This window comes from Lentibacillus populi, from assembly GCA_014642895.1.
GTDB classification, from domain to species: Bacteria; Bacillota; Bacilli; order Bacillales; family Amphibacillaceae; genus Lentibacillus_C; species Lentibacillus_C populi.
Map to the genome: position 1 here is coordinate 140,006 of BMJD01000003.1, position 25,927 is coordinate 165,932.

Annotated in this window: 19 protein-coding genes and 1 pseudogene; 18 read left to right on the forward strand and 2 right to left on the reverse strand. The window is 41.6% G+C overall.

Features of this window, described 5'->3' with window-relative positions:
• Positions 1 to 62 precede the first annotated feature (62 nt).
• The 10 genes and pseudogenes from IEX12_RS03785 (at position 63) to IEX12_RS03830 (ending at position 11,156) form a co-directional block, all read left to right on the forward strand.
• A complete protein-coding gene (locus tag IEX12_RS03785) occupies positions 63 to 653 on the forward strand; it encodes a TasA family protein (RefSeq protein ID WP_155554175.1) in 591 nt (196 codons plus the stop codon).
• Between the two features lie 438 nt (positions 654 to 1,091).
• Positions 1,092 to 2,075: a LacI family DNA-binding transcriptional regulator gene (locus IEX12_RS03790; RefSeq protein WP_188724689.1), complete on the forward strand. Its 984-nt coding sequence runs from the start codon at positions 1,092 to 1,094 to the stop codon at positions 2,073 to 2,075.
• Between the two features lie 13 nt (positions 2,076 to 2,088).
• A pseudogene (locus IEX12_RS03795) lies at positions 2,089 to 2,843 on the forward strand (SDR family oxidoreductase).
• Between the two features lie 373 nt (positions 2,844 to 3,216).
• Complete coding sequence (locus IEX12_RS03800) at positions 3,217 to 4,539, forward strand: ABC transporter substrate-binding protein (protein WP_155554178.1); 1,323 nt, start codon at positions 3,217 to 3,219, stop codon at positions 4,537 to 4,539.
• 91 nt (positions 4,540 to 4,630) lie between these two features.
• Complete coding sequence (locus IEX12_RS03805) at positions 4,631 to 5,962, forward strand: ABC transporter permease subunit (protein ID WP_155554179.1); 1,332 nt, start codon at positions 4,631 to 4,633, stop codon at positions 5,960 to 5,962.
• A gap of 12 nt (positions 5,963 to 5,974) precedes the next feature.
• Entirely contained in the window at positions 5,975 to 6,796 is an 822-nt protein-coding gene (locus IEX12_RS03810) for a carbohydrate ABC transporter permease (protein ID WP_102414603.1), read from the forward strand.
• 90 nt (positions 6,797 to 6,886) lie between these two features.
• A complete protein-coding gene (locus IEX12_RS03815; protein WP_188724690.1) occupies positions 6,887 to 7,969 on the forward strand; it encodes a Gfo/Idh/MocA family protein in 1,083 nt (360 codons plus the stop codon).
• 276 nt (positions 7,970 to 8,245) lie between these two features.
• A complete protein-coding gene (locus IEX12_RS03820; protein ID WP_188724691.1) occupies positions 8,246 to 8,968 on the forward strand; it encodes a ThuA domain-containing protein in 723 nt (240 codons plus the stop codon).
• A gap of 76 nt (positions 8,969 to 9,044) precedes the next feature.
• Entirely contained in the window at positions 9,045 to 10,085 is a 1,041-nt protein-coding gene (locus tag IEX12_RS03825; RefSeq protein WP_188724692.1) for a Gfo/Idh/MocA family protein, read from the forward strand.
• A 102-nt stretch (positions 10,086 to 10,187) separates the two neighbouring features.
• Complete coding sequence (locus tag IEX12_RS03830; RefSeq protein WP_188724693.1) at positions 10,188 to 11,156, forward strand: sugar phosphate isomerase/epimerase family protein; 969 nt, start codon at positions 10,188 to 10,190, stop codon at positions 11,154 to 11,156.
• A 332-nt stretch (positions 11,157 to 11,488) separates the two neighbouring features.
• On the opposite strand, the gene IEX12_RS03835 is transcribed toward IEX12_RS03830, so the two are convergent.
• Positions 11,489 to 11,851, reverse strand: coding sequence for a GyrI-like domain-containing protein (locus tag IEX12_RS03835; protein ID WP_088052372.1), 363 nt, complete (start codon positions 11,849 to 11,851; stop codon positions 11,489 to 11,491).
• 19 nt (positions 11,852 to 11,870) lie between these two features.
• Complete coding sequence (locus IEX12_RS03840) at positions 11,871 to 12,137, reverse strand: hypothetical protein (RefSeq protein ID WP_188724694.1); 267 nt, start codon at positions 12,135 to 12,137, stop codon at positions 11,871 to 11,873.
• 217 nt (positions 12,138 to 12,354) lie between these two features.
• Here IEX12_RS03840 and IEX12_RS23745 point away from each other — a divergent pair, with 217 nt between their 5' ends.
• The 8 genes from IEX12_RS23745 to IEX12_RS03875 all read left to right on the forward strand — a co-directional run bounded on the left by IEX12_RS23745 (position 12,355) and on the right by IEX12_RS03875 (position 25,731).
• Positions 12,355 to 12,462, forward strand: coding sequence for a putative holin-like toxin (locus tag IEX12_RS23745; RefSeq protein WP_371871264.1), 108 nt, complete (start codon positions 12,355 to 12,357; stop codon positions 12,460 to 12,462).
• A gap of 766 nt (positions 12,463 to 13,228) precedes the next feature.
• Positions 13,229 to 17,437 carry an endo-alpha-N-acetylgalactosaminidase family protein gene (locus IEX12_RS03845; protein ID WP_188724695.1) on the forward strand — a complete coding sequence of 1,403 codons (4,209 nt, stop codon included), beginning with the start codon at positions 13,229 to 13,231 and terminating at the stop codon, positions 17,435 to 17,437.
• A gap of 98 nt (positions 17,438 to 17,535) precedes the next feature.
• Entirely contained in the window at positions 17,536 to 18,123 is a 588-nt protein-coding gene (locus tag IEX12_RS03850; protein ID WP_102414615.1) for a CalY family protein, read from the forward strand.
• 117 nt (positions 18,124 to 18,240) lie between these two features.
• Entirely contained in the window at positions 18,241 to 20,238 is a 1,998-nt protein-coding gene (locus IEX12_RS03855) for an NPCBM/NEW2 domain-containing protein (RefSeq protein ID WP_188724696.1), read from the forward strand.
• A 540-nt stretch (positions 20,239 to 20,778) separates the two neighbouring features.
• Positions 20,779 to 21,231: a hypothetical protein gene (locus IEX12_RS03860; protein ID WP_188724697.1), complete on the forward strand. Its 453-nt coding sequence runs from the start codon at positions 20,779 to 20,781 to the stop codon at positions 21,229 to 21,231.
• A gap of 20 nt (positions 21,232 to 21,251) precedes the next feature.
• Positions 21,252 to 21,839, forward strand: coding sequence for a CalY family protein (locus IEX12_RS03865; RefSeq protein ID WP_102414619.1), 588 nt, complete (start codon positions 21,252 to 21,254; stop codon positions 21,837 to 21,839).
• Between the two features lie 70 nt (positions 21,840 to 21,909).
• A complete protein-coding gene (locus IEX12_RS03870; protein ID WP_188724698.1) occupies positions 21,910 to 24,150 on the forward strand; it encodes a M6 family metalloprotease domain-containing protein in 2,241 nt (746 codons plus the stop codon).
• A 108-nt stretch (positions 24,151 to 24,258) separates the two neighbouring features.
• A complete protein-coding gene (locus IEX12_RS03875; protein WP_286170892.1) occupies positions 24,259 to 25,731 on the forward strand; it encodes a serine hydrolase domain-containing protein in 1,473 nt (490 codons plus the stop codon).
• Positions 25,732 to 25,927: the final 196 nt, after the last annotated feature.

A 25,927-nucleotide genomic window follows, 5' to 3' on the forward strand; every position in this document is an offset into this window, starting at 1 on the left:
TGTCTTTAAGTCACTTTCTGAACAGCCCCTTTTACCTATTCAATCAAAGGAGGAAGACAATTATGGGGTTAAAGCAAAAACTGGGAATGGGTGTCATGTCTGCGGCACTCGGGATCGCACTTATCGGAGGAGGAACGTACGCATACTTTAGTGATTCGGTTGAAGCCACAAGTACCTTCGCAGCCGGGACGATGGATTTAACGTTCAACCAGCCGACCGGAAACGGTAAGAACGTCATATTTGATCTTGATAACATCAAACCGGGGGACACGCAGCAACAATCGTTCAGTCTTGAGAATAATGGAACGCTTGACTTTTCGAAAGTGCTATTGGATACGGATTATTCGGTCGAAGATGCTAAGGGTGACAATGATGGGGAAGATTTCGGAAAGTATATTAATGTCAAGTTCTTTCTGAATACAACAAAAGGAAAAAGGTTGATTGAAAATACGACGTTGGATCAGCTAGCGAATGGTGATGCCCTGGATGTATTGGGCGGAGAAGGACTTGCTGCAGGCGGTGAACATTATGAGAATTTTTATGTTCAAATTGAATTTGTAGACAACGGCGAGGATCAGAACAAATTCCAGGGTGACTCCTTAACGCTTGACTGGACCTTTACCGCTGAACAAACCACAGGTGATGAAAAATGATATAATAACCCAGTTCTCAAATGTTTATATCAGTAATCGAGATATGGGTGAGGTAACTGACTCCACCCTGACACCAACGCACAAACGGTTCCGTATACGGCGGTTCCAGTTATATCCGACTAAGATAGTTATATCTTGCTGTTAGGCTCTTGTACCCTTGGTGATGCTAGTAGGCATTACCAAGGGTTTTTGTGTAGGGGCGGACTAATGGTATTTCGTCAGTAGCCTTTCAGAGAATTTCCCCATTCACGAGATTCTTGGGCTGAGTCTCTAAGCTGTCTTAGATTCTGTACCATACCTTTTAACATTTTAGGGATGAAACTATTGAAAAAAAAGATGTAGTATAATGGAGGCGGAATATGAGTTGACAATAAAGGCACATACCAGTAAGATATTTGTAATCGATTACATATTTTTGTAGAGAAAGAAGGTGATTTCATGGCGACTATACAGGAAGTAGCCAAAAGAGCGGGCGTTTCTGTTGCGACCGTTTCACGGGTTATCAATAAGCGGAGCAAAGTTTCCATGAAAGCCAGGATTCGGGTGGAACAAGCAATTAAAGAATTGAATTATGAGCCGAGTGTACTTGGACGAAACTTAAGGAACTCTGAAAGCAGGCTATTACTCGTTTTATTGCCAAGTATTTCAAATCCGTTTTATTCCGAAATTATAAATGGAATTGAGGATACCGCTATCGGACAGGGATATAACATTCTTCTTTGTGAGACCGATTCGAACCCAGAGCGGGAGGCAATCTATTTTAATATGATGCGAAACCGATTAGCTGATGGCATTATTTTAATGGATCCCACAGTAAATCAGGAAAACTTGCATGAACTGGCAAGTAAATATCCAGTGGTTCAGTGTAGTGAGTTTGATGAAGATGGAAATATTTCGTATGTAACGATTAATAATCAATTGGCCGCATATCAGGCTGTAAAACATTTGATTAAGCTGGGGAAGCAAAAAATCGCGTTGATCAACTCAGATGAAAAGTTTCTTTATGCACGGGAACGAAGAAGCGGTTATGAGAAGGCATTAAAGGAATTTGCTATCCCGATCGAGGAAAAATGGATTTATAATACGGATAATCTTAGTTTTGAGAGTGGACAACAGGCAATGCGATTCCTGCTGAACCAAGAAGATCGCCCTGCAGCTGTTTTCGCTGTTTCTGACTTATTTGCGATTGGTGCATTGAAAGAGATAAATTCGAATGGGTTACGGGTGCCAGATGATATTGCAGTGATTGGCTTTGATAAAATCAGCTTTTCCAATATGACGTATCCAACATTAACGACTGTTGCACAACCGATGTACCGGATGGGCTGCATTTCAGCAAATATGATTATCAATAAAATAAAAGGTGAAGAAGTGGACAGTTTAATTTTGGACCATGAATTGATCATTCGTGAGTCAACCTAAAGGAAGTGGTAAATTGTATCATTTAAATAACCAAATTGCCGTTGTAACAGGAGTGAGCCATGCACAAGGGATTGGCGCTGCTATTTGTAGGAAACTTGCTGAAAGTGGAGCAGATATCTTTTTTACATATTGGCAGGCGGAGTCCGAATGGCTTAAAGATTTTCAACAGGAAATAAAAATGAAAGGTGTACAGTGTGCCTGTAGTGAAATCGATTTATCCAAGGATACCGCTTCAATTCGATTATTTGATCATGTTACAGAAGTGCTTGGTTTTCCCTCGATTTTAATCAATAATGCTGCACATTCGAAAAGAGACGGTTATAAAAAGCTTGATGCACAACTGCTTGATGACCATTATGCTGTAAACATGAGAGGAACACTTTTGCTTAGTGTTGAGTTTGCACGCCGCTTTGAACAATCCGAATTAAAAAAAGGAAGGATTATTAACATTATATCCGGGCAAGGTCAGGGACCGATGGTGGAGGAACTAGCTTATGGTGCAACAAAAGGTGCGATTTCAGCATTCACACTGTCGTTATCTGCAGAGGTTGCACCATTGGGGATTACGGTGAATGCAGTTAATCCTGCCCAACAGATACCGGGTGGATGTCAGAGGAGCTAAAACAGGAATTATTGCCGAAATTTTTAATGGGGCGAGCTGGAATGCCAGAGGATGCAGCTAAACTTGTTGCGTTTCTTGCTAGTAATGAGGCCGAATGGATTACCGGACAAATTATAAATTCAGAGGGCGGATTTTTGCGGAAATAGCTAATCATTGCCATTCCACGGCATGACAGTTTTTTTGAAAAGTTCCCAAAAATAATCGTTGACATCAAGCAAACATCTTGTATAATATAACCTAAGATGTAATCGATTTCATTTTTTTGTAATATTCATGTTTAGTTTCATCAAAAATGATACAAAATATCAGTTTCTGCCAAGAGGGCGGAAAGGGGGATATATTACGGCATTTAGAGAGGTATTGGTGTTGATGTTATCAACTGTTTAGCAATGTTCCGGAGACGTATGAAAAACTCCGGAAAAATTCACAGTAAATATGTAATCGCTATCATTAACAGTGTACAAAAACTGGAATGACAAGTTCACACATGGAAAATAACCAATACAAGGAGGAATTATCGTGAAAGCTTGGAAGGGTATTTTGGGAAGCCTATCAATTCTTGTGCTTATTGTGTTAATTGCCGCTTGTGGAAATGATGATAAGGCAGCAACTGAAAAAGACGCGGATAAAGGAACGAAAAACGATACAAAAACAGAAGAATCTGACGAAGCGGTGACGATTGTATACGCTCGCGGTGTTGATACGACTCCGGGAACTGAAGCGGTAATAAAGGCATTTGAAGAGTCCCATCCTAATATCAATGTGGAACAGCGAGAGATGCCAGCCGATACGGGACAATCACATGATCAATATGTAACAGCTTTTAGTTCGCAAAGCTCGGAAATTGATGTTTTCAATGCTGATGTTATTTGGCCGGCAGAGTTTGCGCAGGCTAATTATGCGCTTGAGCTTGATCGTTTCATCGAAAAGGATGGCATTGACATGGATGCATATTTTCCGGGGACTGTAGCAGCTGGTAACTTTAACGGGAAACAGTGGGCAATGCCACAGTATACAGATGCCGGTGTATTCTATTATAGAACGGATATTGTTGATGAACCTCCCAAAACGTGGGATGAGCTAATTGAAATGGCAGGGGAATTGAAAGGTGAAGAAGGAACCAAGTTTGGCTACATTATGCAAGCAGCCCAATATGAAGGGCTTATTACAAATGCTATTGAGTTTATTGCATCCTACGGTGGACAGGTTGTAGACGAAGAAAATAATGTTGTCGTAGATAGCCCTGAAACAGTTAAAGCAATTAAGAAAATGAAGGAAGTCGTAAATTCAGATTTTGTTCCAGATAATATTTCCAACTTCCAGGAAATAGAAACAGAAAATGCATGGACTGAAGGAAATTCAGTATTTGCTCGAAACTGGCCATATATGATATCTTCTTCGAATGATGAAGAGCGTTCCGAAGTGGTTGGAAATGTGGAAATGGCCAGACTTCCAGCTGGTGACAAAGGAAGTGCGGCTGCGCTAGGTGGCTGGATGACAATGATCAATCGTTATTCCGAGCATCCTCAAGAAGCGTGGGAATTTGTTAAGTTCATTTCCGGACCAGAAGGACAGAAAATTAGCGCAATAGAAGGTGGGCGGGCGCCGACGTTAAAAAAATTATATGACGATCCGGAAGTGCAGGCAGTAAGTTCATTATTCGCTAATCCAGAGTTTACAGAAGTTTTGCAAACGGCAGTACCTAGACCAGTGTCACCAATATATCCGGAAATTTCGGATATTATGCAAATAGAGCTTTCAAAGGCTCTAGCTGGTGACCAAACTGCGGAAGAGGCAGCGGCAAATATGCAGGAAAAAATGGAAGCTGCAATGCGGGAATAATTGGTCAGAAGAGAAGCAAGATGGGCGGGAACTCTCATCTTGCCTTCCCATTTATCCTAGTTTCAATCCTTACATTGCGAGGAGATTGACAATGAATAAGAGGAAAAGGCGCAAATTTCAACTAAATGAAAAGCAACTTGGATATGCCATGGTTATCCCATCACTTATCTTGGTTTTTGTTGTAGTTCTGTGGCCAGTTGCCCAGTCTTTCTATAACAGTTTGTTTGATTATAGATTAAATGATCCTGCACGTTCCCAGCTTATGCTCGGTGCAACAATAGATTTAGAGCGTTATGTCGATAATCACTATTATATTGACAGCCAACTGGAGGATCTTACAAGTGGCGAAGAGAACGAGGAAATAATAAATACGATCACGTCTATTAAAGAAAGTATCGACCAATACCATGCACAGTTAATAAGTGATGAAGAAATTAATACAAAGGTTGAGAAAATTGACGAGATGCTTGCGAGTTTTACCCCGGTTACGGATGAAGATTTGAAATATGCCAAGATTGATAATGATTTAGCATCCGATTACCGGGAAAAGCTGCATTCTTCTTCGGAGGAACTTACAGCGATAGCTGAATCAGCAGGTGATCAAACGAAAAACCAGAAATTCCAGCAAACTGCTGATTTGCTAGAAGCAACTAGTGGAAATATCTTGGAATCTAACTTCATCGGCTTTACTAATTATGGAAAGTATTTCAAGGATGCACGTATGTGGAATTCTTTATGGAATACAACGGTTTTTACCGTGGTTTCGGTAGCACTTGAATTAGCACTTGGATTAGGCGTGGCGCTGCTGATTAACCGTGCGTTCAAAGGAAGAGGTCTAATAAGAGCTTCCGTCCTTATACCGTGGGCCATACCAACGGCGGTGGCTGCGATGATGTGGGGCTTCTTGTATGATGGCCAATCCGGTATTATAGCGCATTACTTGGAAGTTTTAAACATTATACCAGGTTCTTCCTGGCTGCTATCAACCTCGGGTGGTGGAATGTTTTCTATTATTCTAGCGGATGTTTGGAAAACAACTCCATATATGGCACTGTTGCTTTTAGCAGGATTACAAACAATACCTCATTCTTTATACGAGGCATCAAATGTGGACGGAGCAAATAAATGGCAACAGTTTTGGGGGATTACCCTGCCTTTATTGAAATCCTCCATTCTAGTAGCATTATTGTTTAGAACACTAGATGCTTTTCGTGTTTTCGACCTGATTTATGTGTTAACTGGTGGAGGTCCTGCAAACGCCACCGAATCCATCTCGATTTATGCATATAAAACATTGTTCGCTCAGCAAAATTTTGGGGAAGGCTCCGTACTTTCGGTTATCGTGTTCTTATGTGTAGCTTTGATCAGCTTTATTTACGTCAAACTAATCGGTTCTGATCTCTTTGCAGGTCGTACAAAATGAGGAGGGTACTCAATGAATAAACGAGCAGGGATTGGATTTTATGTATTCTTGGCGGTTTTTGTATTTCTTGTTATGTTTCCGTTTATTTGGGTGTTTTTAACATCGATTAAACCACCTGGTGAAATTTTCTCATCCTTTAAATGGTTTACCAGTAACCCGTCACTTGAATCGTATGATGCTGCATTATCCAACAGGCCGTTACTTCGCTATATGTTAAATAGCTTTGTTGTGTCCTCGTTAACAACCATTTTGGCACTTTTGTTTGCCTCATTCACGGCGTATGCGGTGACAAGGCTGCCGATTAAGGGAAAAGGATTGATACTGGGAATCGTGCTGGCGGCATCGATGTTTCCGCAAATTGCGATTATTTCACCAATGTTTAATTTGGTTACCGACTTGGGATTACGTAATAGTTATCTTGGACTTGTAATTCCATACATTACAATTAGTTTGCCGTTAGCAATTTGGATTTTATCTACATTCTTCCAAAAAATCCCCTTTGAACTGGAGGAATCAGCAAAATTGGATGGGGCAAGTCCCTTTCAAACGTTTCGCAAAGTGGTTTTTCCATTGGCAGCACCTGGCGTATTTACTACGGGGATCCTCGTTTTTATTGCTGCGTGGAACGAGTATTTATTTGCATTAACCATTAATAGTGATGACACGTGGCGGACAGTGCCGGTCGGAATATCCATGTATCAGAGTCAGTATTCGATACCATGGGGTGATATTTCTGCAGCAACCGTAATTGTCACGATTCCCATTGTTATTCTTGTACTATTTTTCCAACGCAGAATTGTGTCTGGTTTGACGTCAGGTTCTGTTAAGGAATAAGAGACTGGTGAAACAGTTTAGTAAGGAGCTGGATAAAGCATTAGCTTTGTTCATATAATTTCTAAAACATAAAAAAAGGGAGAAGAGGATATGTCAACGAACGTAAACGTTGCAATCATTGGCTGCGGCGGGATCGCCAACGGGAAGCATCTACCGAGTTTGAAGAAATTACAACAAGTTAATCTTATCGCATTTTGTGATCGCGATATCGAAAAGGCAAAATTGGCAGCAGCTGAGTATGGGGAAGCGGATGCGGCTGTCTATACGGATTATAAGGAGCTTTTGCAGAATTCATCAATTGATGTTGTTCATGTTTGTACACCGAACAATGCCCATGCTGAAATTTCCATCGCTGCACTGGAAGCGGGAAAGCATGTGATGTGTGAAAAACCAATGGCCAAAACATCACAGGAAGCGAAGGCAATGCTTGACGCTGCTGAAAGAACGGGGAAAAAGTTAACGATTGGTTATCAAAACCGTTTCCGGCAAGACAGTCAATATTTGCATCATGTGTGCAAACGCGGTGATTTAGGTGAGGTATATTATGCCAAAGCACATGCCATTCGCCGGCGTGCTGTTCCAACATGGGGGGTATTTTTGGATGAGGAAAAGCAAGGTGGTGGCCCGTTAATTGATATTGGCACACATGCCCTGGATTTAGCCCTATGGATGATGAATAATTATGAGCCGAAATCGGTTATGGGTACAACGTTTCACAAATTAGGGAAAAAAGCCAATGCCGCAAACGCGTGGGGCTCGTGGGATCCGGAAAAGTTCACCGTGGAGGATTCAGCATTTGGTTTTATTACAATGAAAAATGGTGCGACAATTGTACTGGAATCCAGTTGGGCGCTTAATTCCCTTGATGTTGACGAGGCTAAATGCTCGCTCTCCGGAACAGAGGGTGGAGCAGATATGAAGGATGGATTAAGGATTAATGGCGAGGAATTTGGCAAGCTGTATACGACTAATGTAGAGCTTTCCAATAGTGGTGTAGCTTTTTATGAAGGCGATACCGAGAATGATGCTGATCTGGAGGCGCGCCTGTGGATTGAGAGCATTGTGAACGATACGGAACCGGTTGTTAAACCGAATGAGGCACTGGTCGTGACGCAGATTTTGGAGGCGATTTATGAGTCTGCTAAAACGGGAAAGGCTGTTTATTTCGAATAGCATTATAGCGTATTCCACTGTGATGAAGTAATGTGGTTTACTGTCGATGTATGGCGGGGCACTGTTGATGTTACGCGATTTACTGTTGATATTGCGCAATCCGCTGTTGAAATAATGCGAATTACTGTTGAAGTAAGGCGGATCACTATCGATGTTACGTGATTTACTGTTGATATTGCGCAAATCACTGTCGATGTAATGTAATTCACAAGGATGAGTGGAAAAGTGGGACGAGGAACCTGTCCCCGTGTACCACCAGGAAAGGAGTAATTAAAATTGAATGTGACCGTATGGAATGAATACCGGCATGAAAAAGAAAATGCAACCGTTCAGAACATTTACCCAGATGGAATCCATCAGACCATCGCCGAATTTTTACAGGAAGAGGGGCACCAAGTCAAAACGGCAATTTTGGATGAAGTGGAGCACGGATTGACAGAGGAAGTTTTAGCAGAAACAGACGTCCTAATCTGGTGGGGACATAAGGCGCATGATGAAGTGAAGGAGGAGATCGCGGAAAGGGTAAAACAACGCGTGTTAGCTGGAATGGGATTAATTGTTTTGCATTCTGGCCATTTCTCCAAGGTTTTCAAAAAATTAATGGGTACAACGTGCGATTTAAAATGGCGGGAAGCGGATGACAAAGAACGTCTTTGGGTAGCCGATCCGAGCCACCCGATTACAGCCGGACTTGGCGAGTATATCGAACTAGAAAAGGAAGAAATGTATGGGGAGCATTTTGATATTCCTGCGCCAGATGAAGTGGTGTTTATCAGCTGGTTTGAAGGTGGCGAGGTTTTCCGGAGTGGCACAACATTTAAACGCGGTAACGGAAAAATATTTTACTTCCGTCCAGGGCATGAGACGTACTCGACGTACCACAATCGGGAAATTCAGCAAGTAATCAAAAATGCAGTGAATTGGGTTGCGGGTTCGAATAGAGCAAGGCCGGTGTATGGGAATGCAAAGCCGCTGGAGCAGATAGCTGAAAAAGGATAGATTTTCCTTATCAAACATACAAGGAAGGGAAATTTCCTCCTTGATATAGAATGTTCAGCAGTTTGGAGATGAAAACATGACGAAATTGAAAATGGGAATTATTGGTGCAGGCGGGATAGCACAGGATCGGCATCTTCCCGCATATCGGGGTCTGGGGGATATGGTTGAGGTTATTGCCGTTCAAGATGTGAACAGTGCGCGTGCGAAAGAGGCTGCGGGAAAATTTCAGATTCCCCTGGTATTGGAAGATTATCATGAATTGTTTAGGGAAGTGGATGCAGTTACCATTTGTACACCGAATAAATTCCACGCTGAAATTACCGTTGCTGCCTTGGAAGCAGGTGTGCATGTATTGTGTGAAAAGCCGATGGCGATGACGACAGAGGAATGCAAACAAATGATCGGAGCATCGGAAAAGGCGGGCAAACTCCTGTCGATTGCCTATCATTACAGGCAAACAGACGCAGCCCAGGTTGCCAAGCGCGCGGTCATGGATGGAGATGTTGGTGACCCGCTTGTTGTCAGGGTTCGTGCCATGAGACGGCGGAAGGTTCCAGGCTGGGGTGTGTTTACAAATAAGGAATTACAAGGCGGTGGCAGCTTAATCGATTATGGATGCCATCTATTGGATATGGCGTTATGGCTTTTAGGAAATCCAGTGCCTGTGGAGGTGCTTGGCTCCGCGTATAACCGTTTAAGTAAAACTCCAAATCAGCCTAATGACTGGGGAATCTTTGATCACGAAACATTTGACGTGGATGATCATGTATCGGGATATATTACCTTTCAGAATGGTGTATCGTTATTGCTGGAGTGTTCATGGGCAGCAAATATTAAGGAAGACACCATGCATCTTAGCATATCTGGTTCAGAAGGCGGTCTAAATGTTTATCCGTTCGAGCTTTATCGTCCTAAGCATGGAACATTTCTGACTAGTGAAGCGAAGGCAGAACATAATGAGCAGGAAGCAGGACTCAGGCAGGCAAAGAATTTTGTGGAAAGTTGTTTGGGTAAGGGAGAACAGCTGGTCAGGCCGGAACAGGCAATGCAAGTAAGTCAGCTGATTGAAGCGATTTATCGAAGTAGTGAGACAGGTAAAGGTATAAGACTCGTTTAGAGGGCGCGCGGAGAGTGTGGTTACGCATTCCGCAAAAAGAATGTGAGGAGAGGCAAGGAACCGATCCTTATCGTATTACATAAAAATGGAGGGAAGTAAACGATGAAACTAGGTGTATTTACCGTTCTATTTGCAGGAAAAACATTGGATGACATGCTTGATTATGTTCGTGATTCCGGTCTGCAGGCAGTGGAAATCGGAACAGGAGGCAATCCCGGTACCGATTTTTGTGATGTTGATGCGTTGCTGGTAAGTGAAGAAAAGCGAAAAGAATATTTGGATAAGGTGCACTCACGTGGCCTGACAATCAGTGCGTTCAGCTGTCATGATAATCCGGTTTCTCCAAATGAGGCAGAGGCAAAAAAGGCGCATGATACCTTTGTGAAAACCGTTAAATTGGCAGAACTAATGAATGTTCCGGTTGTCAACACATTTTCCGGAACACCTGGATCTCATGAAGGGTCCAAGTATCCGAACTGGCCGGTTACTCCTTGGCCAACAGCGTATTCCGAAATACTGGAATGGCAATGGGAGAAAAAATTGATTCCGTATTGGAAAGAGCAAGGTCAGTTCGCCAAAGATCATGGTGTTAAGGTTGGGCTGGAACTCCATGCCGGATTTTCCGTACATACCCCATATACGATGCTGAAGCTTCGGGAGGCAACGTGCGATGCAATTGGCGCTAATCTTGATCCAAGTCATTTATGGTGGCAGGGAATTGATCCGGTGGCAGCGATCAAAATTCTTGGAAAGGCAAATGCAATCCACCATTTTCATGCAAAAGACACCTACATTGATCAGGATAATGTCAATATGTATGGACTGACCGATATGCAGCCTTATTCCAATGTGCAAACCCGAGGCTGGACTTTCCGGTCGGTTGGCTATGGTCACAGCACAAAAGAATGGTCCGATATTGTCAGTGCATTGAGGACATATGGATATGATTATGTGATCAGTATTGAACATGAGGATCCGATTATGTCGATTGATGAAGGGTTCAGGCAGGCAGTTAGAAATTTAAAAGCAGTTAATATGGAGGAGAAGCCTGCGGATATGTGGTGGGCTTAGTAGGGCCGAGATAGCCGCGGGCACGTGAGAAGTGTAGAAGTTTTATGGTTCTTTGACGCGAAACCTGGAGTTAAGAAGAAGTCAAATACTTGTACAAAAAATGATATCCACCCCAATAGTATTGCAAATGTTGGGGATTCGGATTATAGTATAGAAACCTAAATAGCTAGGTCATTATTTTTAAAACTATAAAACGATAAAAGTGTGGAATTCTACACAAAAGTGAAACTGTCAATTGCATGCTTAGAAAAGGATGTTACAAAAGAAAAAATAAGAGACTCATGTAAAAATGAGGGTTATACTAAAATGGTAGAAGAAAAGTAGCAACTTGCTTACTTTTCTTCTAATTGTATCATTATTTTTGTTACATAATTATCTTCCCCGCATACACTTACCTCATCAATTACATACTCTTCAAAGCTGTCACCACAAATACGATACCCTTCCTTACTCAAATAAGTTTTCATTTTTTCATAGGTTTCTTGAATCGTCATATAACTTCCTTTATGATAGGCAATCACATATTTTCCGGCTTTTTTGATAAAAGGTTCTGCTAAATCAGGTTGATCCACACGCATATAAAAATGCGAATAATTCCAATAATCTCCTGCATCTACTTGCTCTTGACGGATCAAACCTCCAATAGGATAACCAGTTTCAAGTTCTTCTTGCTTTGTATATTTAATAAATGACATAATTGACCTTGTAAATTCTTTATCGGAACAGTTTTAAAGTATTTTCACTTAATACATAGCATTCTGTTTCCATCTTTTCGATTGTAAACCAATCAAAATTCAATCGTAATGCTTCCTCAATTTGCTTTTTCTTGTTTTGAATAATTTGCTGTGTACGCTGCATTTTCACGATTTTCTTTTTCACTTTCTCTTCTTTTTCCGTTAATAATTCGATGGCTTCTTTAGGGTTTTTGAAATGCAAAAAGTCTTTAATTTCTGCTAAAGATATACAAATTTCTTTCAGCATCTCAATTACACTAAAAACCTCCTCTTGCGTTTTTAAGGAAATTTATGGATAATCAATGCCCATAATATTGAAATAAACCTTTCATGAAAAAAGTGTTAGTAGCTTTCTTGCAATTATGATAAAATGAATGAAGCAATTACATAGGTGTGTGGGCGGTTGGCCATCTTTCCTTGTTCCTTAAGTCACGTGAAACTACTTAAGAAGGGAAGGTGGTAGGATGACGACATACGAAGCATTAAGTTTAGTAGCGCAATTTAGTTTAACGCTTGTAGCTACTTTTACTCTAATTGTAACTATTGTCGTTTATCTCATCAAAAAAAAGTAATCGCCCCCTATCCCAAGGTCAGCGATTACTCCACCTAGATAAAAACATAATTATGTTGGCCAACTGCTTTTCATGCAGTGTGTAGTTGTCGGTACTGAATAGTTAGCGCTACTCGGTACCTTATTCTAAGTATAGTATAAAATTTATTTTTTATACTGTCAATTTTATTTTACAAAAGTTTAAAAAGGGGAAACAATATAATTGCCTCTACATCTGTATTCCTTTTATTTGATCAAGACTGCTTATTCAAGTTTTTCTCTTTATCATTTCCACTTTTCCTTTCTTCTTCATCTCCTAATAGTTCGATCAGCCATTTCGAAAACGAGAAAAACACTTTTTCGAGAATTTATTCGGTTTTGAGCAACAGCACTACACAAAATCAATCGAGGGCCCCGCGAAATCGATCGAGGGCACCCCAAAACCAATCGAGAACACACAAAATCGATTTTGAACCCGGATCGAAAAACTTGTTAAATTATGTAATCCAAATAAATAGTAAATATGTCCCAAACCCTCATTTTTTGGGGGTTTTTTACTTAGTACTATATCACTAATTTATTAAAAAATCCAACAACAAGCAATATTCATAAAAAATATGACAATATTTCTGTTGTGAAAGCGTTTTAACAGGGTTAATCTTAACTTGTATTATCGCACCTTACAAAGGGAGATTCTGGGTATAAAAATATCTCCATTTTTTAAAGGTTGATATGCTCGACTCGCCCATCCGTTTTTCATCTATCAAAAAAGGAGGTTAACATGACAAGTGGCAAAAAAATTTTCTAGAAAAGCATTAACAGTGTTACTGGCATTTCTGCTATTGGTTCCTTTTGCATTCACGAATCTTTCACCGTCAGTTCATGCAGAAGGATCGAAGCAAAACGTACCTGCCGGAGACAAAACAACTGAAATCGTACAACAACAGAAAAACCGCAATGACAAGTCAGAAACTGAGAAACAAGCTAGTAACCAGCATGCAAGGACAAAAACGAAAGCGACACAAAAAAAGGAGGAATCACAAGAAACTGCTGAATCCTCTAATAGTCAAGGAGAAATCACAGACGAGAACCTGGAAGAAGGTGACTTTGAAATTATTCAAGGTGACGGAACACTAACCTATAACGATGATGGATCCGCAACATTTGGTGTTACATCAAATGGGAAAAATAAAATAGTCTACAAAAATATGGAAAAAATCAAGAATGGTATTTTTGAAGCGGACATTACATCGGATACGGACTTGAATCGTTTTGGGGTTATTTATCGTGTTCAAGATCCTTCAGCGTATTCGTACGTGGGAACAGGGGATCAGAACAGTCAGTATTTCCACGAAATCTTCGGCCCGGCAAACAAATGGACTTCGATGACGAAAGGAGCCCCATTAAAAGCGGATCAAACCTATCATCTGCGTGTCAGGTTTATTGATGATTCCGCAACTTTGTACATTAATGACGAGAAAATGGGTTCCTGGACTCAAGCAGGCGGTGTAGATAAAGCAGGTTTACTAGGACTAGAGAAGAGCCGTGGTCCTGCTAACATTACGATCTCTAATGTAAGCATCAAGGAATACAATCCACCAGAGCCGCCAAATAAAGAGCCGGTAGAACAGACGTTAAGCTCGGAGTATATGGATGTCACGATTGATGAGGTATTCCCGCGCATTATCGAATATAATGTTGGCGATCACGTCATGAATGGACAGGAATCGCCTGTTTATGGATTAAAAGTAAATAATATGCTTTACTATCCAGAAGTAAGCTTTGAAAAGGTTAGTGATAGGGAAGCGGTTTATACGTTAAAAGTTAAAGATGAATTTGAGGATCTTGATGCTACCTTTACCGTTTCGCTAAAAGTGGATGATAATAAGGCCATTTACAGCTTTGAGGAAATGAATAACAAAGGGGATGCAGCAATTGAGACGGTTGAATTTGCCGATATGAATTTTATTTCGGTAGATGCCTCGCAAACAGGTGCAAAAGCTAAATTAACCAATCTCAGCGGTGACGTTACTAAACCCGGTGACGTAAACGTGAAGGTTGATTCATCAATGAAGGAAATCGGAACATCAAAGGGGTACTATACCGCCTTCTTGTCGACAGACGATTTGAGTGCAGGGGTATGGTCCAGTTCGGAAGTAGATGGATACCATAACTTGATTGCTAACCGTTACGAAAATGCTAATGGTGACAAGGCAATGGGTATAGCGTCTAGCTCTCTCTATTACCAGCGGGAGTTTATGCCGGAGCCATCGTCCAACAAACCAACGATAAAAATCGCCATCACGGAAGATAGGAACGATGACAAGAAAGTGGACTGGCAGGATGGTGCGATTGCTTATCGGGATATCATGCAGGATATTAAGGGATCCGAAAATGTGAACAATAATGTTGGTATGCGGATTGCGATGAATTTTGGCTCACAGGCCCAGCAGCCATTCCTGAAAACATTGGACAATGTTAAAAAGGTCGCGCTCGCAACGGATGGGTTAGGACAAGCCGTTTTATTGAAAGGGTATGCTAATGAAGGACATGACAGTGCACATCCGGATTATGGTGATGTCGGTGAGCGCATGGGTGGTGCTGTAGACTTAAATACCTTAATTGAAGAAGGACATAAATACAATTCGGAATTTGGTGTCCACATTAATGCGCAAGAAACGTATCCTGAAGCTGATGCCTTTAATGAGGATTTTATCGATGGTCCAAATGATAAAGGATGGGGCTGGCTGGATCAGTCATATACGATTGATAAATTAAAAGATTTGTATTCAGGGACCCGAGCAGAACGACTGGACAAACTGAAAGCTGCCGTGCCAGGACTTGACTTCGTTTACTTGGACGTTTGGTATCAGGATCAATGGGAGTCCGATCGAATTGCTGATCAATTTATCGATAGAGGATGGAGAGTGACGACTGAATTTGGTACGTCTATTCCAAACTACTCCACGTGGCAGCATTGGGCTACTGACAAAAACTATGGTGGAGCATCCAGTAAGGGGATCAATTCCGAAGTACTGCGGTTTATCAGCAACCAGCAAAAAGACTCCTGGGTATTGAATTGGCCGGAAGCGGGGGGAACTGCGGATCATCCATTACTTGGCGGATTTGAATTAGCCGGTTTTGAAGGATGGCAGTCAGATAAGAATTTTGATCATTTTATCCGCATGACATTTGATACCAATCTGCCAACGAAATTTTTGCAAAAATATTATGTGACCAATTGGAAAACAACAGATGGAGATCCAACGAAAACCAATCTGGAAAAGGAAATTAAGTTAAAAGATCCAAGCAACGGCGATCAGGTTGTCGTGACAAGAAAAGATGATTCAAAAGAACGGATCATTACGCTTAACGATAATGTCGTACTTGATGAACACAAGTATCTGATTCCGTGGGTAGAACAGGACTTTGCAACGCCTACACCTGATTCTAGTAAACTATATCACTGGAATTTGGATGGTGGAAAATCAACGTGGACACTTCCAGATGAATACGAAGGTATTACTAGTCTGAAGGTCTACAAGCTAACGGATCAAGGCAGGATCGATATGCAAGAGGTTGACGTAGTAGATAATCAAATTACACTGAACGCCGAAGCAGCAACTCCTTATATTGTCGTTACCGGGGAAGATGATGGTGAAAAGGTCGATGATTGGAGTACAGGTGCCCATGTCTATGATTCCGGGTTTAATACAGGAACCGTTGATGATGACTTCACGAAGGTTAAGGGCGATAAGCAGGCAGTAAGTGTTGTCCGAACCGATCAAACAGGTGATGCCCGGAATTTAAGCAGTGGTGACTATTATTTAAATGTTGCCAGTCCAGCAAAGCAGACGAGCGTAACGAGGACACTTACCGACCTGGAACCAGGCAAGGATTATGTAGCGGAGGTATATGTGGAAAACAACAGTGATGAAAAAGCTTCAATTGCTGTTACAGGCGGTGTCAAGGATGTAAGCAATTATACATTACGCAGCCTGCAAAAGAACTATGTCAAAGCTGATTCGCATGCAACAAATGATGGATATAACAGCAAAATGCAACGAATGCAAGTAAGCTTTACCGCTGAAAGTGACACAGCAAAATTAACGCTTAGCCGTGAAGCGGGAGAAGGAAATACAAAATTTGATGACATCCGAATCGTGCAAAAGTCACTAAATAATTATATCTCACCAAGTGTGTTCGAACAGGATTTTGAAACAGTCGCCCAAGGAATTTACCCATTTGTTATCGGTAACACAGAGGGTGTCGAGGATAATCGAATCCATCTGGCCGAGCTTCATGCTCCGTATACGCAAAAAGGATGGGCGGGTAAAAAGGCAGTGGATGATGTACTTGATGGAAACTGGTCCCTGAAGGTGAATACTGGAAACAGTGGATTGGTATATCGGACAATTCCGCAGCATTTTCACTTTGAACCGGGGGTAACGTACAAGGTGAGCTTTGACTATCAAACAACTGCCAATTCCTACCGGTTTATCGCTGGTAATCAAGCGATTGATGTTCGAAATATCGGTGATGCAAAAGGATTAACAGCAAATGAACTACTTCCTTCATCTACCGATACGAAAACAGCGGAGTTTACGATTACCGGCTCGGAAAATGGACAAACGTATATTGGCCTCTTTAGTGATGGAACGTCGGTCAATATGGATACTGGGGAAGGCACGTTCATGTTGGATAATCTCCGGATCGAACAGGTAGCTCCGGTATCAAGTGTGGCTGACTTGCGTACATTAGTTGATCAATATGATGAATCTGGCGCGTTTGCAAACGATAGCACCGTACATGCTTTAAAAATGCATCTAACCGCAGTTGAACGATTTGAACAAAAAGAGCAAGCAGAAAAGATCGTGAAACACTTGAAAGGGTTTAAACTGCTGCTTGACCATCAACAAGAAAAAGGACTGATAACGGATGAAGCTTATGAGGGTCTTGTGTCTGGTACCAACAGCTTGATTGCAAAATGGCAATAGGTAACGCATCATGCGTTGCCTTTAGCCTGGCAATCATGATCGGCAACAGGGATTAGCAAATCTACTAATATAGCATAAAATACGAAGGAGGAATTTGGATGGGAATTAAAAAGCAATTGGGTATAGGATTCATGTCGGCGGCAGTAGGTATAGCGTTAATTGGTGGTGGAACATATGCGTATTTTAGTGACAGTGAGCAGACAAACAATACATTTGCTGCCGGTACACTGGATTTGTCCGTTGAGCCCACTACCATTATCGATGTTGGGGATCTGAAACCTGGTGATTATGTCATTCGAGATTTTGAACTGCAAAATAATGGTTCACTGGACATTGAAAAAGTTTTTTTGGAAACGGATTATAAGATTGTGGATGCGAAGGGCGACAATACAGATGATTTCGGGAAACATATCGAGGTTGAATTTTTATATAATGCGGACAAGCTTGACGAGGTCATCTACAAGACAACCCTTGCTGAATTGAAGGAGATGACTCCAGAAGCTGTCAATAAGCATATTTTCTATCCAACCCTTGGCGAAAAAGGACTGCAATCCGGTGATCTCGATGATTTGGTTGTCAAATTTAATTTTGTCGATAATGGGGAGGACCAAAACCAATTTCAGGGAGACGCGCTGGAGCTTGAGTGGACGTTTAATGCGGAGCAGGCAACTGGCGGGGAAAAATAATAGATTAATTCGTACTTGGTTAAATTTGTTACAAGATATAAGAGTTGCTAGAATATCCCAATGATTATAAGTTAAGGTGTATAAGAGGGTATACAAGATTTAATGGAGGGATCAGTAATGGGAGCAAAGAATATAAATAAAATTATCATTCTATCATTTGCGTTAACATTCATGCTGCTATGTGGGATCACCTTGAATGCAGCGATTTCCCATGCAGCTAAGGATACGAAAGATAGTTCTCGCACTGACAAGTTAAGCGATCCCCCAACAACGTCTTCGTGGCTAAGTGATTTGGAACCAATTAAAGCCGAAAATGGTTGGGGCCCTGTGGAACTTGATAGCAGTAATGGCGAATCTGGCGAAGGCGATGGTAATATCTTAACATTAAATGGTGTTACGTATGATAAAGGTTTAGGTGTACATGCGCCATCAAAGGTTTCCTATTACCTCGGTGGTAATGCCACCAGATTCATCTCCGATATAGGAGTTGACGATGAAATAAGTGCAAACGGTTCCCAGACCTATGGAACAGTCGAATTTCAAGTTCTGGCAGACGGAGAAAAAGTTTACGAAAGTGGTGTTATGAACCCAACATCGAATACGAAACATATTGATCTCGATATCAAAGGAGTCGATCTATTAGAGCTTGTTGTAACAGACGCAGGTGATCGGACTGCAGGAGATCATGCTGATTGGGCACACGCTAGAATTACGGTAGGCGATGATCCGGGTACTATCCCCGAGCTTAAGCTGAAAGGTGATGATCCGTTAACGATAAATATAGGCGAAGATTACGTTGATCCGGGAGTAAAGGCGTATGATGAGCAAGATGGTGACTTGACAGATCAGGTTGTTGTTGAGCATGACATCAATACATCGATACCAAGACCATACGAGGTTACGTACAGTGTGACGAATAGTTCAGGATTCACCGCTACTGTAAAGCGAAAGGTTTTGGTTGTAGATAATACAGCCAACGAAGGTTTGAACTTAGCGTTTTCGGTTATCAGTGATTTTCAGTTGACAGTAGGTAATTCTGGAAGCTCGGGTCCGAAAATAACAAATGCACTTCAAGATCTTTATAGCATAAATCCAAATAGTGACGCAATGGTCGTTAATGGGGATATGGTTAACGATGGCCGAACTGAGAGTTATGACAAGGTAAATGAGTATATGAACTCCAGTCCGCATCCTGATAATCTTTTCTATACTATCGGTAATCACGAATTCTTCAAGAATGATGGAAATGCACCTTCCATCGCGCGATTTTTGGATTTTGCCGGGGTGGATAACGTTTATTATGAACGAATGGTAAAAGGCTACCCGTTTATTGTACTTGGCTCAGAAAGCTGGGGGCCGGTCGGTTCTCCAACTAAAGATTCAGCCGATCTTAGTGAGAAGCAGCTGCAATGGTTGGAAAAAGCGCTTGAGAAACACGATGATTCGAACAAACCAATTTTTGTCTATCTGCACAATCCATTGCCATATTCGTTTACAGGAACGGATATTGAGTATTATCAACGTAGTATCTTACAGGATAAGCAACTAAGGGAGATTCTTTCCCAATATCCGCAAGTGATTTTTTTCTCCGGCCATACACATCATGATTTGCATATACCTGGCTTGTTTGTGAAAGATGGATTTTATATGGCAACGTCGGGAAGTGTGTACAATACCTATGGGCTAGACGGACATGGGAATGAAATCATCATCGATCATGATGGAAGCCAGGGCTTATATGTGCAGGTTTATGATGATAAAGTTGTAATAAAGGGTCGTGATTTTGCTAAAAAAGAATGGATTGACGAATACCATCATGAAGTTCCCATAGAGGATGCGACAGCACCGGTAGAAAATGCAACCGATTTAAAAAAGCTTGTGGAACAGTATGAAGAAGGTGGAGAGTTCTCCGGTGATAATACAGCGCACATGTTAAAACTTCATATGAAAGCAGTGAAGCGTTACGAAGACCAAGAGAAAGTGGAGAAAATACTTAAGCACTTAAAAGGGTTTGAAAAATTGCTTGATCAGTATAGAGAAAAACAATGGATTTCCGAAAAGGCTTATGACGTACTTAAGTTAAGCACAGAAATGTTGATTAAGAAATGGCAATAGCTTAGTGTAAAACGACCCCTGTGGTAATCAACCTGCCACGGGGGTCTTAACATGTAGTGTTGGCAATTCGTGCAATATTATATGAGATAGCCAAACCGTCTTTCGTAACTTCATTTTTTTGTCTTCTCTATTAATGGAGTAAGGAACGTAAATCACCGTTGCTCAGAAATATGCTACCCACTTATAGACTAGTCCAGAAACACTAAAAAAGCTTGTAGTTAACAGTATTACACAACCTTTTCACCCATAGCCTCACGTTTATGCTAGTGCTAACTATTCATTTTTTAAATAATCAGATTTATACGACGTTATTCGACACCATTTGCAAATGAATTCTATTATACTTCAAGTAGAAATGATGTACATAAAAGGTTTTTACACATCCAAAGAAGGAGTAAAAATTTTTTGGAAAGGAGTGTATTTTTTAACACATTTTGTGATTGGAGGTCGAGAAAGATGACGAAATGGTAAAGAACGTATGATATTGTAAATGCTTCACGTTTTGTAGCTAATTTTAATGCATGTCAAAGGAAGATGAAAATGCCTGACCAGCGAAAAAGCATCACCAAGAGAAAAAGCAGGATTTGGTTACGAAGCCTCACCATTGTGTATTTGATGTTCCTGATTGTCCATGTACTAACCTCTCCAACCAATGCTTACTTCACGGATACAGCGTCATATGATGAAAAATTGCAGATGAAAGACGAATTTAACGGCGGAGACCCGACTGAGCAGCAAACCACGGAATCAACTAATAACAAAGTTGATGAACCAAAAGAAAGTCAAAAGGAAACAGTGGACAAAAAAGATAACCAGCAGGTGACAAAAAATCAGGAACGCCAAGTTGAGAAGGATAATGCAACAAAAGAGTCTCGTAATCTATCTGAACGGACGGATACTCCAGAACAAGAAAAGGCTGAGGAAACAAATGAAAATCCTGACTCATCAGCCAGTAAAACAAATGTAGAAGAAGATCTAGAAACGAACAACTAATATTTAGGGAGGAATTATAGATGGGTTTGAAAAAACAATTAGGTATGGGAATGATGTCAGCGGCACTTGGTTTAACATTGATCGGGGGAGGGACATATGCATATTTCAGTTCAAGTGAGACAACGAATAACACGTTTGCAGCTGGTACGCTTGACCTGGCAGTGGAGCCAACAGCGCTGATCGAAGTGGAAAATTTAAAACCGGGCGATTCGATTATTCGCGACTTTGAGTTGCAAAATAATGGAACATTGGATATCGAAAAAGTGACATTGGATACGAATTACAATGTTACAGATGCTAAAGGGGACAATACAGAGGATTTTGGAAAACATATTGAAGTGGAATTTTTGTATAATGCGGACAAGCTTGATGAGGTTATTTATAAAACAACACTGGATCAGCTGAAAAACATGAGTCCAGAAGCGATCAACGAACATATTTTTTATCCGAATTTTGGAGAAAAGGGTCTTCCGGCAGGCTCCTTGGATGATCTTGTTGTGAAGTTTAATTTTGTGGATAACGGCGAGGATCAAAACCAGTTCCAAGGAGATTCATTGCAACTGGAATGGACGTTTCAGGGTATGCAAACAACCGGAGAGGAAAAGTAATGGTGATGAGAGGGGGAAATTCCTCTCTCTTTTATTCTATTACGCCTGAAACGGAAAGGAGCATAACATAATGAAACTACTTAAGCGATCGATCTATTTAATGATTCTACTAATAATGTTGCTGTCGACACCGGTTTATGCGGCCCAGTCTGGTTTGCCCGCCTTTCCTAAGCCGATTGATCCCGAAAACTTTGAACTTCCAGAGGATATGACATGGGAGGATTATCAGCCGGTTCCTGGCATTGACTGGAATGAAACAGATATTGAGCCGGAAAGAGTTCTTAAAGGTGCGTTAGTGGTTGTGGATTTTCAGGATCGTGATTTTATTTTAAGTCAGGAAGAAGGTACGGAGGTTGCAGGAAATCCGATCGGAATTGGAGCAATACCTAGAGAAGATGTTCCGGAGTTTTGGGAGGATTTCTTAATGGAGCCTCAAGCCCTTAACAATTTTCACTCGATCAACGAATTTTGGCGGGAAAACTCTTTTGGTGAATGGGCGGTGGAAATAGACGCTTTTGGCCCTTATCGAATGGATGGAAAAGAGTTTCAGTATGGACTAAGCAGAGGACATGGGCAACATGAGAATATGCCTCCAGGGTATGAGGTCAAAGATTTACGATCAGAGGCTATGAGTAAGGCAGAGGCAGATATAGAGGCGGCTAGTGAAGAATATGATTTCACATTTGTTTTACATGCAGGTTACGACGAATCAGGGGTTTGGCAGGAATTTGGGGAAATGAAATTCCTGAATCCTGAGGCAGTAACCGATGAATATGGACCCGAAGCCGAGCTTGGCGATTTGCCTAATTGGACAAATACCCGTTATGTTGACTGGACATCTTGGTTAGCAGGGAAAAGTATTTGGTCCAGTGCCGACATACGAAATGGTATTTCCGTTCAAGGTGAAAATGATGGGATGGGTACGTTCGCCCACGAGTTTGGCCATATTATGAGTTTACTAGATAACTATAATAATCCTTATGGAGAGCCGGTATCCCGTTCTTATTCAGGTCCCTGGGAATTAATGAGCCGTGGCAGTTTCAATGGGCCAGGGGGACCGCACACCCGATGGATGGTTATGCCAACATTGGGCAGTTCTGCTCCTTCCCATCATATGTTACGTAACAAGATAAAACAGGGATTTTTATCAGAGGATCAGTACCTGAAGATTGATCGTGATGAACTTGATGAAACTGGACCAGTGTTCGCGGATATTCTGGCACGGGAAATCCCAACCGGAAGTGAGTTTGGGCGAACCGGGCTGTCTGGTATTAATATTACGATGGAAGATTTAACACCAGCAAATTCACTTGAAGATGATTGGCGAGCGGATATGCAACGCGGTGAAAAATGGTATGACAACTACACGGTAGAAGTTGTCGATCGTGTTGGATTTGATTCCTTTACCCCTGATTCCGGTGTTTTGCTGGCCAAAACGAAAGATGAAGAGAGTGCACCAAATATATGGGTAGTAGATTCACATCGGGATGATATTAATAAGGTTGATTTTACCCGTCCAGATGGAACAGAGGCAATGTACTCCAAAGGGGATTACCGCCAGTTAGCTGATGCGTTATTTAAGGCCGGGACCAGCGAGGATGCCGTTAGTGAGTATAAAGATGAGTATAACCGGTTGCATTTCTATATTTTGGATAAAAAATATGACGAGGAAGGTGCGCTATCGTATCGAGTTGCTGTACGTCATATGGATGGTGCGGGAGACTATGCTCGTGGTGTAACCGTTAAGAATAGTACGGATGAACGTGCGACCCCAGGCCGTGTAGCTGTTCATCATTTTAACGTAACTAACACAGGTGAGGCGACGGACCTTATCCGACTTCAAGCGGAAACGGACGCTGGTTGGGAAACGCAGCTGCAGCACAACGTTATTGAAGTAAAAGCTGGAGAGACTGTAACCGTACCTGTATATGTGGAGATTCCGAAAGAAAAAGGTGATCAACCTGCAAAGCTTGTGTTTACAACCGCTTCGGAAACGGATTCCAATCAGACTGCAACGGATACAGATGTTTTATTGAACGATATAAGTACATCTGGATTAAAAATGCTAGTTTCTTATTTTGCAGATACCGAGGAGATAACGGATCCTGATTCTGTACATGCTTTAAACCTTCACTTAACAGCAGTGGGGCAGTTTGAAAAACAAGGTACAAATGAGAAGGTTGTGAAGCACATGAATGGGTTTAAGACCTTACTAAACAAACAGTTGGAAAATGGATTGATTTCAGAGGATGCTGCCAATGCCCTTCATGATTATGCTGACTTTGTAATAACAGAATGGGAGATTGATTAATAGAATTTACAGGCATTAAAAAAGAGAGAACTTACCTCTAGATTTAATAAAACACCCCTCTTTTCGTAAGCAATAAAAGAGGGGTTCTAATATAGGGAGGGGAAACCGTTGAAAAGTAAAAGTCTAGTAACAATCATATTTGGGCTAATTATAGTTTTTACCCTTTTTACCAATCAAAACGGCAAAGCGTATGCCAAAGCAGCGGAGCTGACACCTGGCGATCCCGCAAGTGTACAAATGCTTGAGCAGCCCTTAGCCGATATTGATGATGAAATCGCAGAGGCAATGGCGAATAAGGAAATGCCGGGAGCAGTTGTACTTGTTGCCCGGGATGGGAAAATAGTAAAGCAAAAAGCATACGGCTACGCACTTCGCTATGCTGACTTGGATTTTACGGAAGTTGAGAACCCAGTGAAGATGGAAAGTGATACCATTTTTGATTTAGCTTCTATTAGTAAACTGTTTACCACGACTGCTGCCATGCAGTTGTACGAGGAAGGAAAATTTGAACTTGATGATCCTGTCGCGGAGCATATACCGGCGTTTGCGGAAAACGGGAAGGAAGATGTGACAATCCGTCAGCTTATGACACATACTTCCGGATTCACGGCATGGATTCCGCTTTATAACATGACCGATAACCGGGAGGAAGCACTTGATATTGTTTTAACCTATCCATTGAAGAACGAACCGGGTACCCATTACGAGTACAGTGATCTAAACCTGATTACATTGGGAGCCCTGGTTGAAAAGTGGTCTGGTCAACGTCTGGATGAATATGTCGCGGAAAATATTACGGAACCGCTTGGTATGACGGACACGATGTATAATCCGCCACCATCTTTAATCGACCGTATAGCTGCGACAGCGTACGTTCCTGGCAGGGGAATGGTCCGTGGTGTTGTTCATGACGGCAATGCGCTTGTCCTTGACGGTGTTGCTGGACATGCAGGTGTGTTTTCCAACCCAAATGATATGGCTGTTTTCGGGCAAATGATGTTAAATAAGGGAATCTATCAAGGTACTCGTATTTTGAATAAGGAAACAGTAGACTTAATTACGAAAAACCATATTCCGGAATTTCCTGGTAATGACCATGGCCTTGGTTGGGAGCTTAATCAAGACTGGTTTATGAGTGGTTTAGCTGAACCAACGACAATGGGTCACACAGGGTTTACCGGGACATCTATAGTAGTCAGCCCATCACAAAATTCGATAACCATTTTACTCACGAACCGTGTTCATCCAACAGCTGTGACGCCGTCTACGAATCCAATTCGCCAAGCAGTAGCACAGAAAACAGCGGATGCGATGTATGCGTGGAATGCAGAAACACTACAATCACTTATAACGAGCCTTAAGGGAAAGGGTGAAATAACTGAGGAGACAGCGCATCGCTTGAACATGCATTTAACCGCAGTACACCACTTTGAGGAGAAAAACAAAAAGCAGAAAGTGTTAAAACATATGGAAGGTTTCACGCTGTTGCTGAACAAGCAAAAAGATAATGGAATGATCGACGAAGATACCTATCAGACGCTTAACACGGATGCAGCGTATTTGATTGGGAAGTGGCAATAGACCTTTTTAAAAGGGTGATAACACATTTAGCGCTTTTTACGCTATCGATGTTCGCGTTTCCGGTTACGGGAAACGCGAACATCAACAGTAAAGCCAGGAACATCAACAGTAAAGCCAGGAACATCAACAGTAAAGCCAGGAACATCAACAGTAAAGCCAGGAACATCAACAGTAAAGCCAGGAACATCAACAGTAA